This window comes from Staphylococcus simulans, assembly GCF_002902285.1.
In the GTDB taxonomy this organism is placed as follows: Bacteria; Bacillota; Bacilli; order Staphylococcales; family Staphylococcaceae; genus Staphylococcus; species Staphylococcus simulans.
Genome location: NZ_PPRU01000014.1, coordinates 22,514 through 39,697, shown reverse-complemented (window position 1 = coordinate 39,697; position 17,184 = coordinate 22,514). Strand labels below are relative to the sequence as shown.

The window sequence follows — 17,184 nt, the reverse complement described above, 5'->3', positions numbered from 1 at the left end:
TTTTCTTTTCTACAAGAAATAATAATAACAGGTATCAGAAAGTTTGTAAAGAGGTTTCTCTTTACCAATTTTATTTTTTATCTCTAATACACAGTAAAAGGTGTTGTAAGTCGCTACTCACAACACCTTTTTCGATTAGAACGGCAAGTTCATGCCTTTCATCATATTTTCAATTTGACTGCGTTTGCCTTTTTTACCTTTGCCTCCGCCAGTAAATTGTTTCATCATTTTCTTCATGTCATTGAATTGTTTCATCAAACGGTTAACTTCTTGAAGTGAACGACCTGATCCTTTTGCGATACGTTTCTTACGAGATACGTTTAAGATTTCTGGTCTTTCACGTTCAGCTAAAGTCATAGATTGGATAATTGCTTTGATATGATCGATTTGTTTATCGCTCATATTCAACTTATCCATACCTTTTATTTTGCCCATACCTGGAATCATTTTCATGATTTCATCTAATGGTCCAAGATTTTTAACTTGGTCTAATTGTTCTAAGAAATCATCTAATGTAAATGAAGCAGTACGCATTTTCTTCTCTAAATCTTTTGCTTTAGATTCATCTACATCTTGTTGAGCTTTCTCGATTAAACTTAACACATCACCCATACCTAAGATACGCGACGCCATACGTTCTGGGTGGAACAATTCTAAACCGTCAAGTTTCTCACTGACACCAATAAATTTAATCGGTTTTTGCGTAACAGAACGGATAGATAAAGCTGCACCGCCTCGAGTGTCACCATCCAGTTTTGTTAAAGTAACACCTGTTACACCTAATTGATCATCAAATGATTGCGCAACGTTGACTGCATCTTGACCAGTCATCGCATCTACAACCAACATAATTTCATTTGGTTTAGACAATTCTTTGACTTCAGCTAATTCGTTCATCAGTTTTTCATCAATATGCAGACGACCTGCTGTATCGATAATCACAAAGTCTAAATGTTCTTCTTTAGCATGTTTCAATGCATTGTCAACGATTTGTTGCGGTTGGACTTGGTCGCCTTCACTATAGACTGGGATGTCTAATTGTTTACCGACTGTTTGAAGTTGGTCAATCGCTGCTGGACGATAGATATCGGCTGCAACCAACAATGGTTTCTTATTGTATTTTTTACGCATTAATAATGCTAATTTACCTGCAGTTGTCGTTTTACCTGCACCTTGCAGACCAACCATCATCACAACTGTCGGCGGTTTATTTGCCATATTAACCGTCGCATTTTCGCCGCCCATTAATTGTGTTAATTCATCTTTAACGATTTTGATAACCTGTTGGCCAGGTGTTAAAGATTGCATGACATCTGAACCTAAAGCACGTTCAGAGACAGTTTTGATAAATGATTTTACCACTTTGAAGTTAACATCGGCTTCAAGCAATGCAAGACGCACTTCACGCATCATTGCTTTAATATCCGCTTCAGTCACTTTCCCTTTTCCTCGGATCTTCTGCATGGTCGCTTGTAAACGATCGGATAATCCTTCAAATGCCATCCAAGTGACCTCCTTATTCTAATTCTTCTAGTTTCTCAATATATTGTTTCAAGGCATCCGGATCTTCAATAGATGCTTTCATTTGAGTATAAATTTCACGACGTTGTTCAAATTTTGAATAAAGCGCTAATTTCGCTTCATAATCTTCTACTAAATCACCAGTTCTTCTTATGTTATCATATACTGCTTGGCGACTCACATCAAAAGTATCTGCGATTTCGCTCAAAGAGTAATCTTCAAGATAAAATAATTCCAAATAATTACGTTGTTTTTTCGTCAATAAAGATTGATAAAAATCAAACAAGTAATTCATGCGCAATGTTTTAACTAAATCATTTTTGCTCATCAGGTGTGTCACCGTCGTTTTCTGTTGTTTCTGCTGCTTCTTCTTGATGTTCTTCAACTGTTTGTTCAATCATGTCCGCAAATAAGCCATAAACATAGCTTTCAGGATCGAATGGTTGTAAGTCATCTAATTGCTCACCTAAACCGACATATTTAACTGGAATATGCAGTTCATTACGGATGGCTAATACAATACCACCTTTAGCAGTACCGTCAAGTTTTGTTAATACAATACCTGTGACATTCGTTACATCTTTGAAGTTACGTGCTTGTGATAATGCGTTTTGTCCAGTTGTCGCATCAAGGCAAAGCAATACTTCATGTGGCGCATCTGGAACCGCACGTCCGATGACACGTTTCATTTTTTCTAACTCATTCATCAAGTTCGCTTTGTTTTGTAAACGTCCTGCAGTGTCACAGATTAAAATATCGACACCTTGGTGTTTGGCCGCATTAATCGCATCATACATCACCGCTGCTGGGTCTGAACCTTCGCTTTGGCTGATAACATCTACACCGACACGTTCGCCCCATACTTTTAATTGGTTGATTGCACCAGCTCTGAATGTATCACCTGCCGCAAGCATCACTTTCTTGCCTTCTGCTTTATAACGGTGTGCCAATTTACCGATAGTAGTCGTTTTACCTACACCATTGACACCGACCATTAAGATGACATTCAAACGGCCATCTTCTAAGTTCATCACTTCAGAATTATCGTCTTCTTGTTGATAAATTTCTACAATTTTTTCAACGATAACTTCTTTTAAGTCTTCTGTTTCTTTAATGTTACGTCGTTGTGCTTCTGTACGTAGTTCATCAACTAATTCCATCACTGTGTTGAAACCTACGTCAGCAGTAATCAACATTTCTTCTAAGGCTTCGAAGAAATCTTCATCCACAGTACGATAACGTGCAATCAAGTTATTTAATTGCTCTTGGAAGTTTTCACGTGATTTCTCTAAACCTTGTCTGAATTTCGCACCTAATTTTTGAGATTCAATTTCTTCAAATTCTTCAATAGAAATTAAACCGTCATCAAAATCGAAATCATCTTTCGGTTCTTCTTTAGGTTTTGCTTCAGGTAACGTTGATTTTTCTTCTTTTTCAGCTGGTTTCTTGTCTTCTTCTGACGATTCCGTTTGGTCCAAGTCTTGAAGCTCTTTTTCTTCTTCCGTTGGTTTGCCCGCAAACTTATCTTTTAGTCGTTTAAAAAAGCTCATTTTTCTTCCTCCTTCAACACTTCATCTATCGTATTTAAATTCACACTTACCAGTTTAGATACACCAGATTCTTGCATCGTAATACCATATAGTCTATCGGCCGCTTCCATTGTTCCTTTACGGTGTGTAATCACAATAAACTGTGTCTTCTCAGATAATTGTCTTAAGTAATTCGCATAACGAATTACATTCGCCTCATCTAAAGCTGCTTCTACTTCATCTAGTATAACAAATGGTGCTGAGCGTACTTTCAATAACGCAAATAATAAAGCAATTGCACTTAATGCACGCTCTCCGCCACTAAGTAATGACAAATGCTGCAGCTTCTTACCTGGTGGTTGTACGATAATTTCAACACCTGCAGTTAAATAGTCATCATCTGTTAATTTCAATTCAGCTTGACCGCCGCCGAATAATGATTTAAACACTTCTGAGAAATGTCCTTGAACCGCATGGAATGTTGTTTTGAATCGATCCATTACCGCTTGGTCCATTTCACGAATGATTTGTTCTAATGTCGCTTTCGCTTCTCTTAAATCAGTACGTTGTTCATCTAAGAAAGTAAAGCGTTCATACACTTCTTCAAACTGTTCAATCGCATTAAGGTTAACTGGACCTAATTCTTCAATCGACATTTTAGTCAATTTCACTTTCTGTCTTAAAGCGTCAATCGGTTCATCTTGTTCATAGAGGTCTTTTGCCGCTTCAAACGTTAAATGATAATCATCATTTAAGTGATCCATACTATGTGAAATCAACACATCTAATTTGGATTGCTCTGCTTTGATATCTTGATAGCTGTTTTCAATTGATAGGATATCGCGATGTGTTTCTTGAAGTTTGTCATCAAATTCTTCTATTGAAGCGTTCGTTTCTTGACGTTTACCTTTTAATACGTCTAAGCGTTCATTTAAATCTGCTTTTTCTTGTTGTTTGATTTCAATATCTTTTTGAATCGTTTCAAAAGCTTTTTGTCCTGTCACTTCATCAGAATTAAACAGCTCAATATCTTCTGCTAATTTTTCTTGTTGAAGTTGATTTTGTTTGATTTGATTATCAATACGTTCAAGTTGTTGACGTTGTGTTTTACTACGTTCTTTCAACACAGCTAAATCTGATTGTTTTTGATGCAATTGTTGCTGTAATTGTGCAGTACTTTCTTTACCTTCTTTAGATAATTGCGTCAAGCTTTCGATTTGTTGCTCTAAATCGGCTAACTTTTTCGCGAGTTGTTCTTTTTGTTGTTGTTTCGCTTCTAAAGTTTCACGGCTCTTTTCACTTTGATAGCCATCATTTTTCTCAAATTCAAACTCTTCATGTTCACTCTTAATATGTGCTTCACTTTTCTTCAAACGGTCTAATTCTAGTTCGATATTATGCACCGCTTGTTTAGCTTCGTTATATTGTTGACTGATTTTTAAATATGTTTCACTCAATTGATTCGCTTCATCTTTGACTGCTTGAACTTCTTTTTCAAATTGAGTTGTCTGCTGTTCAAATTGTTTCAACTGTTCACGCAACTGCGTCAATTCATCACGTTGTGCTAAAATGCTTTTCGTCTGACGTTGACCGCCACCAGTCATAGAACCGCCTGGATTCACGATATCGCCTTCTAATGTCACAATACGTGTACGATAACGAATCGCTTGTGCTAATTCATTTGCGTGTTTTAAATCATCAACAATAATGGTATTACCGACCAAATTATAAATAATCGCACTATAGGTGTTATCTACACTGATTAAATCCGCAGCCACCCCGACAAAACCTGTTGCTTGTTGGGCAGTGTTCATAATATCGGCTTGTAAACGTCTTGGTTGAATAACATTTAACGGTAGGAATGTTGCTCTGCCTAAGCGGTTTTGTTTTAAATAAGCAATCGCTTGGCGTCCATCTTTTTCAGTATCCACAATAATATGCTGCATAGAAGCGCCTAATGCTGTTTCAATGGCTGTGGTTAATTCTGAGGGTACATCTATCACTTCTGCTACTGCGCCATGGATACCGTTCAATGGATTGTTTTTCGCTTTCAAGACATGTTTTACACCATTGAAGAAATACGTATAGTCTTCTTCACGACTGGTTAAACTTTCTATTTTAGCTTTCAATTTATCTGTATAACGATACGCTTGGTATAACTTTTCTTCGTATTCGTTTTGTTTATTTTTCGTTTCAGTCAGTTGTGCTTCATTGTCTTTTTGTTGTTGCTCTAAGGAAGCTAATTGTTGTTGTTTTTCTTTTTGTTGTGCTGTGATTTGATTAATTTCAGACTGAATTGATTTTAATTGATTGAACGCATCTAATAAACGACTATCTAAACGATTTTGTTTGGCTTCGTTTTCTTCGATAGTGCGTTGGAGGAAGCGAATATCGTTATTAACCTCTGATTGTTCAGACATTAAATCATAATAACTGTTTTTAATCTCTTCTAGTTGCTCTTCATGATCTGCATCTGATACATATAATTGGTCTTCAAGCTTTTTCACTTCTGCAGCTAAACTTTGTTGTTTTTCAGTCAGCGTTTGTTTATCTGCTTTAGCTTGTTGTTGATCTTCAATCAATTGCGCATGTTGTGCTTGCAATGCTTCTTGTTCTTCTTCATAACGCGCATTTGTTTGTGATTGGTTACGCTTACGTTCTTCTAATACATTCAGCTGACCTGATAATTTTTCTGCTGCTTCTGTTGCTTGGACTAACTGATAATTCAAGCGTTCAATTTCATCGTTTTGTTGATTTAATTCCGCTTTATAATTCGCTAGCGTGCGAGAATAGCGATTTTGGTCTGCTTCTTTTTGCGCTTGTTGGCTCTTTAAGATATTTAAGCGTTCATCTGCTTTACTGATAGCTTCGTTATACTCATTAATATCATGAACCGTCACCAATACATCGCTTTTCTTCATTTCTTTAGATAAATGTTGGTACTCTTTCGCAATCGCAGCTTCTTCTCTTAAAGGTTCTACACGACCTTCTAAATCATACAAAATATCTTCAACACGATTTAAGTTTTCTTCTGTTTGATCTAACTTTTGAACAGATGCTGCTTTACGCTTTTTATACTTTAATACACCTGCAGATTCTTCAATAATTTGACGTCTGTCAGCGGGTTTCGCATTCAAGATTTCATCTACACGGCCCTGTGAGATAATACTGAATGCTTCTTTACCTAGTCCTGAATCTAAAAAGAGATCTGTGATATCTCTTAAACGGGCACGTTCGTTATTTAAATAATACGCACTCTCGCCGCTGCGGTACAGCCTGCGTGTAACGATGATTTCGTCTTCTTCAACGTTTAATTGATGTGCATGATTATCTAATTTTAATCGAACTTCCGCATAGTTTTGTGCTTTGCGATGTTCTGCGCCGGAAAAGATAATATCTTCCATTTTCGAACCGCGTAAAGATTTCGCAGACTGTTCACCTAAGACCCATTTGATGGCATCTGTTACGTTACTTTTACCGCTGCCGTTCGGACCTACAATTGCGGTCACACCTTGGTCAAAGTGGACTTCAGTTTGCTGCGCAAACGATTTGAATCCGACTGCATTGATTGATTTTAAATAAACCATACTTCACTCGATCTCCCTATCACTGTTTGACACAGCTTGTTCATTGTTTCTGATTCATCACTTTATAAGCCTTCTCTGCGGCTTTTTGTTCTGATTCTTTCTTCGTTCTGCCTTGGCCTTCTGCCACCGCTTCACCTTCTAATAATACTTCTGAGGTAAAGAGACGGTGATGTGCTGGACCTTCTTCATGAATTAAACGATATGTGACACTGCCTTTATTCAAGCGATGAATATATTCTTGGAATTGTGTTTTAAAGTCAATGACACCCATTAGCGCATCATCTTCAACGTAGGGGAAGATAACTTCTTGCGCAAATTGCCATACCACATCTAATCCTTGGTCTAAGTATAAAGCGCCTACAAAAGCTTCAAAGGCATCTGATACGAGCGACGGACGTGTGCGTCCACCAGTTTTTTCTTCGCCTTTGCCAAGTAGGATTAATTCATTTAATTTGATTTTATTCGCAAATATTACAAGTGAGGGTTCACAAACGATGGTCGCGCGCATTTTTGTCAGATTCCCTTCAGGCAATCCTGGATATTTGTCATATAAATACCGTGAAACCGTCAATTCTAATACCGCATCTCCTAAGAACTCTAAGCGCTCATTATGCGCAAGTCGGTCCATATTAAAATCGTTGATAAAACTAGAATGTGAAAATGCTTGTTGATATAGAGGTAAATGGTCATACGTGAGATGTAACATCTCCATTTTTTGTGCAAACTTTTGATTAAAAGCCTGCAGCATAGCGTCTTTCTTATGCTTGGTCAAAAGATGACCTCCTTTTAATTTTACAGAATACAACATCGCGCTGTATGCGCTTATGTGTCTCATTTTACGTGAATTTAATGCAAAACAAAAGAAAAATCTGAGTCGCTGATTAAGACGACTCAGATAATATTGTTATTATTTTTCAAGGTTGTTGATGAAGTTTACTGCGTCACCAACTGTATTGATTTTTTCAGCTTCTTCATCTGGAATTTCAGTACCGAACTCGTCTTCTAATTCCATAACTAATTCTGCGATATCAAGTGAGTCAGCGCCTAAATCATCTTTGAAAGATGCATCTTCAGTTACTTTGTCAGCATCTACACCTAAACGGTCAACGATGATATCTTTAACTTTATCGAAGTTTTCCACGTCGATTCACCTCCTTTAAAAAGCCTATACGACTCTATTATTTTCCCATTTTATCATCAAGAATACAAGTAGGATTACCCCACAAAATAGTGTAATCCCACTACTTCTCGTGAATTAATGGTTATTATTCCATAAACATACCGCCATTAACATGGATAGTTTGGCCAGTAATGTATTTTGCTTTGTCAGAAGCTAAGAAAGCTACTGTGTTCGCAATGTCTGTATCTTCGCCGAAACGGCCTAATGGAATTTGTGATTTCATTTGATCTTTAAGGTCGTCATTCAACGCATCTGTCATATCAGAAACGATAAAGCCTGGTGCTACTGCGTTAACTGTAATGTTACGTGACGCAAGTTCACGTGCTGCAGTTTTTGTTAATCCGATAACCCCTGCTTTAGTCGCAACGTAGTTTGCTTGACCAGGGTTGCCGACTGCGCCCACCACACTAGATAAGTTGATGATTGCACCGCTTCTTTGTTTCATCATTTGACGTGTTGCTTTTTGAATACAGTTGAACACACCTTTTAAGTTTGTGTTAATCACGTCATCCCATTCTTGTTCTTTCATACGCATTAATAAGTTGTCACGTGTAATACCTGCGTTGTTGACTAATACGTCTAAAGAACCGAATTGTTTTACGACTTCTTGAATCATGTCTTTAACTTCATCAGGATTTGCGACATCTGCTTGAATCGCAAAGGCTTCAACACCTTTATCCTTGATTTCTGCGACAACTGCTTCTGCTTTGTCTTTATTGCCTGCATAGTTGACTGCGACATTATAACCTTCTTCAGCTAACTGTAACGCAATACTGCGCCCAATACCTCTTGAAGCTCCTGTTACTAATGCACTTTTACTCATGTTCATTCCATCCTTTAACATCTTCGAGTGTTTGAATCGAAGTTAATTTAACGTCTCTGTTGATTTTCTTGATTAAGCCCGATAAAACTTTGCCAGGTCCGATTTCAATAAAGTGGTCGACACCTTGTTCAATTAAATACTCAGTTGATTGAATGAATTGAACTGGTGAATACAATTGTTTGACCATGTTTTGTTTAATCACTTCTGCGTCAGTTTCAGCTTGCGCATGATAGTTTTGAACAACCGGAATTTCAGCATCGTGCCATTCGAATTGATTGATGTAATCTTCGAAGTCTTTTTCAATGACTTGCATCATAGATGAGTGGAAAGGTCCTGACACTTTTAATGGTAAGACACGTTTCGCACCTAAGCTTTTACCTTCTTTTACAATACGATCAATCGCTGTTTTATGGCCTGAAACTACAACTTGACCTGGTGAGTTGATGTTCGCCGGTTCAATAATAGAACCTTCTTCTGATAAATCTTCACAGATTTTTGCGACATCATCATAATCTAAACCAAGTACCGCTGCCATGCTGCCGACACCGCTTGGGAAAGCTTGTGCCATCAATTCGCCTCTTTTACGGACGATTTTAACCGCATCTTCGAATGCTAAGACTTTTGCTGCGACTAAACTTGAATACTCACCCAAGCTGTGTCCCATTGTATAGTCCGCATCAACATCACCTAATGCGTTTAATAACGCAATACTATGTGTTAACAATGCCGGTTGTGTGTTTTCAGTTTCGCCTAGTTTACCTTCTTCATCTGTAAACATAGTTTCTAATAAATCAAAGCCTGCCGCATCTTGTGCAGCATCTAAAATTTCAGTAGCTTTTGTATCTTGTTGATACAAATCTTGCGCCATACCTACTTTTTGTGCACCTTGTCCTGGAAAAATAATTGCTGTTTTACCCATTTTGTTCACCTACCGTCTCTTTCATTACTTCAACAATATGTTGTTCTCCTGCGATTTTCGCTTGGCGAATCGCAGAATAAAAAGCCCTCGCATTAGAACTGCCATGTGCTTTAACCACAATACCATCTAAACCAAGTAGTACAGAACCGCCATATTCAGCGTAATCCATTTTTTTACTCATGTTGCTTAAGTCTTTCTTCAAGACTAAGGCAGCTAATTTATTTTTAAAGCTTGCCATTAATGTAGACTTTAACATTTTACCGATTGATTTCGCAGTGCCTTCTAAATTCTTTAAGACCATATTGCCTGTAAAGCCATCAGTGACCACGACATCAGCCGCATCTTCCATTAAAGTTTTCGCTTCAACATTTCCTGAGAAATAGAATGATGAATCAGCTTTCATTAAATCATACGTTGCTTTCGTTAGACTGTTACCTTTTTTCGCTTCAGTTCCGATGTTTAATAATGCAACTTTCGGTGCACCGATACCACGGATTTTCTCAGCGTAAATATTGCCGAGTTGCGCATACTGTAATAAATGCTCCGGTTTCGCATCCGCATTTGCACCTACATCTAAGAACACAAAACCTTTACCTGAAACTGTCGGTAAAGTTACAACTAATGCTGGACGTGCGACACCTTTAATACGGCCGACAATAAATAAACCTGCTGACATCAAAGCACCGGTATTACCAGCTGAGACACAACCAGAAGCTTCACCGTCTTTAACTGCTTGTGCAGCTCTGACCATTGAACTGTCTTTTTTACGTTTAATGGCACGAACCGGCTCATCTTCCATTTCGATTTCTTCAGTCGTATGACGGAAATCCAAACGGTCATGTTTTAGTGTGCACTGTGCTTCATCTCCGAATAAAATTATATGTAAATCTGGGAAGTCATTCAACGCTTGCTCTACCGCTTCTAACACGATACCCGGTGCGTCATCTCCACCCATCATATCAATGGCTAATGTCACCATTTCGTGATCACTCCTCGTTATAATAATACATTTTAAATGTACCTTTAAAAACACATTTATCTTTCACATAAGACGAAACCGCAACAGTAATATATTTCGAACCGAAATCAACCACTTGCGCAAAGGCATGGACTGTATCATGCAGTTTCACTTGTTTTAAAAACGTCACTTGGCTTTCTCTTGTCAGCACCATACTCTTTTGGATTAAAGCAACGCATAATGAATTCGCTTGCGCAAAAAGAATATGTCCACGTGCAATGTCATTACGTGTAAAGACTGAATCTTCCGTAATATAAATCAAAGATTCTGCAGTCACATCTGGTTCTACCCGGATTAAATCTCCGATAATCTCATTTCCTTCTATTGCACGAATATGCTTATAGTTATGCTCAGCAACGGTTTTAATACGTTTACGTAATTCTGGAATCTTCAAAAACGTTCTATCTAATCTGATGGTTTGGATACTGACAGAAAATAAATCACTGAGTTCATTATCAGTCATAAAGGGGTTTTCCTGCAGTCGTTGTTTGATAGCTTCACGTCGTTCTTGTTTCTTCAACTTCATCGCTTTACCCCCTAATTAGTACCAAGTCTTAAGACTACCTACATATCATATCATTTTCTCTTAAATTTGCTCAACAAAAAACACAACAGCCTAATTAAGTATAGTGTATCGAAATTAGTCTGTTGTGTCATGTATTGTTAAATCAAAAGGATTTGTCTTTATTTAAAGCGTTCATTTTTAATCAAAACTTGTATGCAAGAGATTTTGTTCTACAAAGTTGCGCAAAATCGCATATTGGTCTGTAAAGAAGACACCTGATTGAATAAGTTCTGCCGCTTCATCTCTTGCGACTTCTAACATACGATAATCTTCGACTATGTTTGCGACTAAGAAATCAGGCAGACCACTTTGTTTTACACCGAAGAAATCACCAGGTCCACGCATTTCTAAATCACGCTCACTCAGTTCAAATCCATCTGTCGTTTGCGTCATAATGGTCATACGCTCAATCCCTGTTTCTGTTTTAGGAGAGGCAATCAGCACACAATAACTTTGATGGTCGCTACGACCGACACGACCTCTTAACTGATGGAGTGTAGATAAACCGAAACGATCAGCATCATAAATAATCATAAATGTCGCATTCGGTACGTTTACACCCACTTCAACCACTGTAGTTGAAACTAAAATATCAATGTCATGTTGGTTAAAGCGCTGCATTACATCATCTTTTTCATCTGCAGGCATTTTACCATGCAGTAAGCCGACGCGACCAACACCATAATGTTGTTCGAGTGATTCATATAACTCTACGACGTTTTGTACATCTTCTAAGTGTTCTGAACTCTCAATGAGCGGACTGATCACATAAGCTTGTCTGCCTTTATTTAACTCTGCTGTCATTTGGTTTAGGACCGATTCATAGGCTTCATGTTTTGCCCACATCGTTTTAATTGGTTTACGACCTTTAGGCAATTGTTTAATCGATGACACATCCATTTCACCGAAAACAGAAATGGCTAATGTTCTTGGAATCGGTGTCGCAGTCATAAAGAGCACATTCGTCATGGCTCCCTTTTCACGTAATGCTTGGCGTTGGTTAACACCAAAGCGATGTTGTTCATCGGTAATCACTAGTCCTACATTTTGGAAAGAGACATCATCTTGAATCAAAGCATGTGTACCGATTAAACAATCAATTGTGCCGTTTTCAAGTTGCTCTAGTAAGAGTTTTCGCTTCTTACCTTTAACTGAACCTGTCAGTAACGCAACATTCATGCGGTCGCCAAATAGCTCCGTTAAACTTTCCGCATGTTGTTCCGCTAAGATTTCAGTCGGTACCATTAAGGCAGATTGATAACCTGCTGTCTTTAAGGCATACATACATAAAGCGGCTACGACTGTTTTACCAGAACCTACGTCACCTTGAAGGAGGCGGTGCATGCGAAGCGGTGCTTTCAAGTCTCTAAAGATTTCATTCACTGCAGTTTTTTGCGCATCCGTTAATTCAAACGGTAAACTGTCAATAAAATCTTTGACTTGTGCTAAATCATAATCAATTTCAATCGCTTCATCACTCGATTTTTCTAAACGATTCAACCACTGCATCCGCAATTCAAATAAAAACAACTCAGTAAAAGCATATGTTCTGCGCGCTTTTAATAACGCCGTTTTATTATCTGCGTAATGCAACGTTCTAATCGTTGACGCTAGCGATTCCAGTTTATATTTTTGACGTAAATCTTCAGATAGCCATTCGTTGATCTCAATATCATCTAACACTTTACGAATGATATCTCGAAGCGTCTTTTGTTTAATGCCTTCTTTAATACGATAGACGGGTTCTAATTGTTCGCCGTCTTGTGTTTGTTCTGGCTGATTCGTCGTAAAGAGACGCATGCCATTGATTTCTTGTTTCGCACGATTCCATTTACCTTTAATTGTCACATGGTCATGCAAGTTGATTTTCTTTTTTAAATACGGTTGGTTAAAAAACACAGCTTTTACCGCTATATTGTTGACCATTAAATGGACAGTAACTTTAGAACGGTTTCTGCCAAAAAAAGCGACAGTGGGCGTTGTGTAAACTTCGCCGACCACTGTCACAGTTGATTGATCTTCTGCTTCGTTTAAATCTATAACACTATTATCTTCATAGCGTACAGGTAAATAAAGCACTAAATCTTCTACGTTATAAATATTTAATTCATTTAACACCGCTATACGTTTTGGACCTAAACCTTTGATTTGGTCTAACGTATACGGCTGATCAATGAGGTTTACTTTAGACATGTTAATCACCAAATATTTGTTGTTTTAAGCGTTGGCCGGTTGGTGTTCCAGCGAGGCCGCCACGTCCTGTTTCACGCAGTGCAGAAGGCATCGTCTGCCCGATACGATACATTGCTTCTATCACTTCATCTGTCGGAATACGCGACGTCACGCCCGCAAGTGCCATATCCGCTGACACAAGCGCATTCGAAGCACCTGCCGCATTTCTCTTTACGCAAGGCACTTCAACTAATCCCGCTACCGGGTCACATACTAAACCTAGCATATTCTTCATACAAATTGCAAAAGCTTCAGCTGATTGCTGCGGTGTACCACCAGCCATTTCAACCGTTGCGGCTGCAGCCATCGCAGCGGCAGAACCGACTTCTGCCTGACAGCCGCCTGATGCACCAGAAATGGATGCGTTATTCGCAACCACAAAGCCGAATGCACCTGCTGTCAACAAGAAGTTCAACATATCACGTTGCGTAGGATGAAAACGATGCTTAATCGCAAATAATACACCCGGCACAACCCCTGCAGAACCTGCAGTCGGTGTCGCACAAATTTTCCCCATTGCCGCGTTCACTTCATTGGTCGCCACTGCTTTACTCACCGCATCTAATAAAATCGGACCTGATAAAGCTTGTCCGCTTTCTAAATATCTTTTAATCAGTACTGCATCGCCACCCGTTAAACCCGTTGTAGAAGTCACCCCGTTTAATCCTTCTTCTAAGGCATTTTCCATCGTTTTAAAATGATGCGACATCCCCGCATATACTTCCTCAGCCGTCGCACCCGTCACATCCATTTCTTGCTCTAATATAATTTCATGAATTGCTTTGTCTTCAGTTTCACATCTCTTTACTAATTCTTCTACTGTTTGAAACATCTTATATCCCCCTCTCTTTCTAATCTTCCATTAAGGATACCGCTGTAACATCATTAACCATTCTAATTTGATCTAAGATAGCTTCATCCGGTCTTTCATCTAATTCACAAGTCATCAATGCAGAATCTCCTTTTTCTTTACGCGCAACTTGCATAGAACCGACATTAATACTGGCTTCTCCTAAAATATTCGTGACTCGTCCGATAGTTCCGAAGGTATCTCGATGAAAGACTAATAATGTTGGATAGTTACCTGAGATACTGATTGGGAAACCATTAATAGCGACAATTTCAATTTTGCCTCCACCGATAGAAACACCCTCAACAGATAACGTTTGATCACCTTTCGACATACTTAATACCGTCGTATTCGGATGCGGTTTATCTTCATGCATAGAAATAAAGTTAACAGTCATTCCTAATTCTCCTGCCGTCTGTAAACTGGTCTTGATACGGTCATCGTCTGTATCATAACCAAGCAAGCCTCCAACTAATGCAACATCTGTCCCATGACCTTGATAGGTTTCCATAAACGAACCATATAAATAAATATCGACACGGTCTGGCAAATCCCCGAATAATTCACGTGCAACCATTCCGATTCTAACTGCCCCTGCAGTATGAGACGATGAAGGTCCGACCATCGTCGGTCCGATAATTTCAAAGACGCTTTTAAATTTCATGTTAATTCCCCCTCGCATTAATTTTTGATTATTGCAACTATTTTAAATATTATAACAATTATCCTCGTAAATAAGCACTTATTTTTACACTAATCTTACAAAACTTTTGTATTTCATCGTTTTTGTCATGTACAAACTATAAGTTTTCTATATTTATGCTTACACACAGAAAAATCCACTTAGACCGTTTTAGTCTAAGTGAATTTTTTATATACATTACTTTATATGATTTTCAACGTTATTCTACAGAGAATAAATATGGATAAATCGGTTGATCTCCGACTTGTTCATCGACTTCTGCATCAGGATAAGTTTCTTCTAACCATTCTGTTAATGCTTCAGTTGTTTCTGCATCAGCATCTTCACCTGTAATTACTGTAACAATTTCAGTTTCATCATCCATCATATCAGCTAACAATGCTTTCGCTGCTTCTAATTGTGTTTTCTGACTTGAAACAATTTTACCTTCTTTAAGGCCCATAAATTCGCCTTCTTTGATTTCTACACCATCAATTGTAGTATTACGTACAGCGTTCGTAATAGAACCAGAAGTCACATCTTCTAATGCTTGTGTCATATTTGATTGATTATCTTCTAATGACGCATCTGGTAAATATTGGAACATCGCCGCAATCCCTTGTGGAATAGATTTCGTCGGAATAACTACTGTTTCAGCTTCAACAATCTCAGCTGCTTGATCACTCGCCATTTGAATGTTTTTGTTATTCGGCAAGATAATAGCTTTTTTCGCGCCAGATTGTTCAATCACTTTAACGATGTCTTCTGTTGATGGGTTCATTGTTTGACCGCCATTAATAATAGACGTTGCACCCATTGATTTAAAGATATCTGAAATACCATTACCCATAGAAATCGCAATAATCGCAGTTTCTACTTGTGGTGTTTCATCGTTAGATTTTTGTTTTTCTTTATTGACCACATTGCGGTGTTGTTCACGCATATTTTCAGCTTTGACTTTAATCAATTCACCATACTCTTGGCCATAGTTGAAGACTTCACCTGGATGTTCAGAGTGCACATGTACTTTCACAATTTCATCATCATTGATGACAAGTAAAGAATCTCCGAATTTAGACATGTCTTCACGGAATTGCTGCTCATTGAATGGACGTTTATGTTTATCAAAACGTACCATCATTTCCGTACAGTAACCATAGACGATATCTTCTGTATTAATGACACCATGGAAATCATGTTCGTCATTCACAAATGTTTCAGTATCTAGTTTTGGTTTTGTCGCTTCGACTTTTTCACCTTTCATCGCAATTAAGAAACCTTCATAAACACACATTAAACCTTTACCGCCACTGTCGACTACGCCGACTTCTTTAAGTACTGGTAATTGGTTCGGTGTGTTTTCTAAGGCAACTTGACCATATGCGATAATCGCTTCTAAGACTTCTACACAGTCTTCAGTCGATTGTGCTTTCTCAACACCTGCTTTAGCCGCTTCTTTCGCAACCGTTAAAATTGTCCCTTCTACCGGTTTCATCACTGCTTTATAAGCTGTTTCAATACCCGCTTCAAAGCTTTCTGCGAAGGCTTTCGCATCTAGTGTTTCTAAGTCTTCCATATTCTGACAGAAGCCTCTGAAAATTTGTGATAGAATCACGCCTGAGTTCCCGCGGGCACCCATTAATAAGCCCTTAGAAAATGTCTTTCCTAAGGCTCCGATGTGATGTGAAGCATTTTGTTCGACTTCTTCTCTCCCAGAAGTCATCGTAAGATTCATGTTCGTCCCTGTGTCGCCATCTGGCACTGGATAAACATTTAATGCATTGACTAGCTCTGCATTATTTGATAAATTTTGTGCCCCTTGGATCACCATGTCGGCAAATAATTTACCATCTATTTTGCTGATCATCATGTCTTCCTCCTAATGTTTCTTGCCATAATTATTCATACGTACACCCTGTACATAAATGTTGATTGAATTGACTTTCAAATTTAAAGTTTTTTCCAAAGTATATTTAACAGTAGATTGTACATTATTCGCTACTTCAGAAATCTTAATGCCATAACTTACTATAATATACATATCAACGTCAATTGCTTTGTCATTTGAACGCACCACAATTCCGCGTGCATAATTTTCATGACCTAAAATTTCCGCAATGCCGTCTCTGACTTGTTGTTTGGATGCCATTCCGACAATACCATAACATTCTACGGCTTTACCACCTACTACTGAAGCGATCACGTCGTTGGAAACGTCAATATTGCCGTATTCATTGGTAATTTCTAATGTCATTATGAGTTCCTCCTTAAATATAGG

Annotated in this window: 15 protein-coding genes; all 15 read right to left on the bottom strand. The window is 38.2% G+C overall.

Translation table 11 applies throughout. The annotated features are described in order from the left end of the window. Positions 1-135: 135 nt before the first annotated feature. Complete coding sequence (gene ffh, locus CD112_RS03400; protein WP_103363860.1) at positions 136-1,503, bottom strand: signal recognition particle protein; 1,368 nt, start codon at positions 1,501-1,503, stop codon at positions 136-138. 13 nt (positions 1,504-1,516) lie between these two features. Further along, the gene (locus CD112_RS03395) at positions 1,517-1,849 is read right to left on the bottom strand and encodes a putative DNA-binding protein (RefSeq protein ID WP_002480671.1); all 333 of its coding nucleotides are present in this window, start codon (positions 1,847-1,849) and stop codon (positions 1,517-1,519) included. Then, positions 1,836-3,071 (bottom strand): signal recognition particle-docking protein FtsY, encoded by a 1,236-nt coding sequence (gene ftsY / locus CD112_RS03390; protein WP_002480670.1) that lies wholly within the window; start codon positions 3,069-3,071, stop codon positions 1,836-1,838. Before ftsY ends, CD112_RS03395 begins: the two co-directional genes overlap by 14 nt. Next, a complete protein-coding gene (gene smc / locus CD112_RS03385) occupies positions 3,068-6,637 on the bottom strand; it encodes a chromosome segregation protein SMC (RefSeq protein WP_103363859.1) in 3,570 nt (1,189 codons plus the stop codon). The genes ftsY and smc overlap by 4 nt, the downstream gene beginning before the upstream one ends. Positions 6,638-6,677: 40 nt before the next feature. After that, a complete protein-coding gene (rnc, locus tag CD112_RS03380) occupies positions 6,678-7,385 on the bottom strand; it encodes a ribonuclease III (RefSeq protein ID WP_371106790.1) in 708 nt (235 codons plus the stop codon). 159 nt (positions 7,386-7,544) lie between these two features. Next, entirely contained in the window at positions 7,545-7,778 is a 234-nt protein-coding gene (locus CD112_RS03375) for an acyl carrier protein (RefSeq protein WP_002480667.1), read from the bottom strand. Positions 7,779-7,902: 124 nt separating this feature from the next. Beyond that, positions 7,903-8,640: a 3-oxoacyl-[acyl-carrier-protein] reductase gene (gene fabG, locus CD112_RS03370; RefSeq protein WP_057511044.1), complete on the bottom strand. Its 738-nt coding sequence runs from the start codon at positions 8,638-8,640 to the stop codon at positions 7,903-7,905. Continuing rightward, positions 8,633-9,559: an ACP S-malonyltransferase gene (gene fabD, locus CD112_RS03365; protein WP_002480665.1), complete on the bottom strand. Its 927-nt coding sequence runs from the start codon at positions 9,557-9,559 to the stop codon at positions 8,633-8,635. Before fabD ends, fabG begins: the two co-directional genes overlap by 8 nt. Continuing rightward, entirely contained in the window at positions 9,552-10,538 is a 987-nt protein-coding gene (gene plsX / locus CD112_RS03360) for a phosphate acyltransferase PlsX (protein WP_103363858.1), read from the bottom strand. The genes fabD and plsX overlap by 8 nt, the downstream gene beginning before the upstream one ends. A gap of 7 nt (positions 10,539-10,545) precedes the next feature. Further along, on the bottom strand, positions 10,546-11,103 hold the full coding sequence (gene fapR, locus CD112_RS03355) for a transcription factor FapR (protein ID WP_002480663.1): 558 nt from the start codon (positions 11,101-11,103) through the stop codon (positions 10,546-10,548). Between the two features lie 177 nt (positions 11,104-11,280). Beyond that, positions 11,281-13,335, bottom strand: coding sequence for an ATP-dependent DNA helicase RecG (recG, locus tag CD112_RS03350; protein WP_103363857.1), 2,055 nt, complete (start codon positions 13,333-13,335; stop codon positions 11,281-11,283). A 1-nt stretch (position 13,336) separates the two neighbouring features. Then, entirely contained in the window at positions 13,337-14,206 is an 870-nt protein-coding gene (gene sdaAA / locus CD112_RS03345; RefSeq protein ID WP_103363856.1) for an L-serine ammonia-lyase, iron-sulfur-dependent, subunit alpha, read from the bottom strand. A gap of 19 nt (positions 14,207-14,225) precedes the next feature. Then, the gene (gene sdaAB / locus CD112_RS03340) at positions 14,226-14,888 is read right to left on the bottom strand and encodes an L-serine ammonia-lyase, iron-sulfur-dependent subunit beta (RefSeq protein ID WP_103363855.1); all 663 of its coding nucleotides are present in this window, start codon (positions 14,886-14,888) and stop codon (positions 14,226-14,228) included. Positions 14,889-15,126: 238 nt separating this feature from the next. Then, complete coding sequence (gene fakA, locus CD112_RS03335; RefSeq protein ID WP_037556357.1) at positions 15,127-16,773, bottom strand: fatty acid kinase catalytic subunit FakA; 1,647 nt, start codon at positions 16,771-16,773, stop codon at positions 15,127-15,129. A 12-nt stretch (positions 16,774-16,785) separates the two neighbouring features. Next, a complete protein-coding gene (locus CD112_RS03330; protein WP_002480658.1) occupies positions 16,786-17,160 on the bottom strand; it encodes an Asp23/Gls24 family envelope stress response protein in 375 nt (124 codons plus the stop codon). Positions 17,161-17,184: the final 24 nt, after the last annotated feature.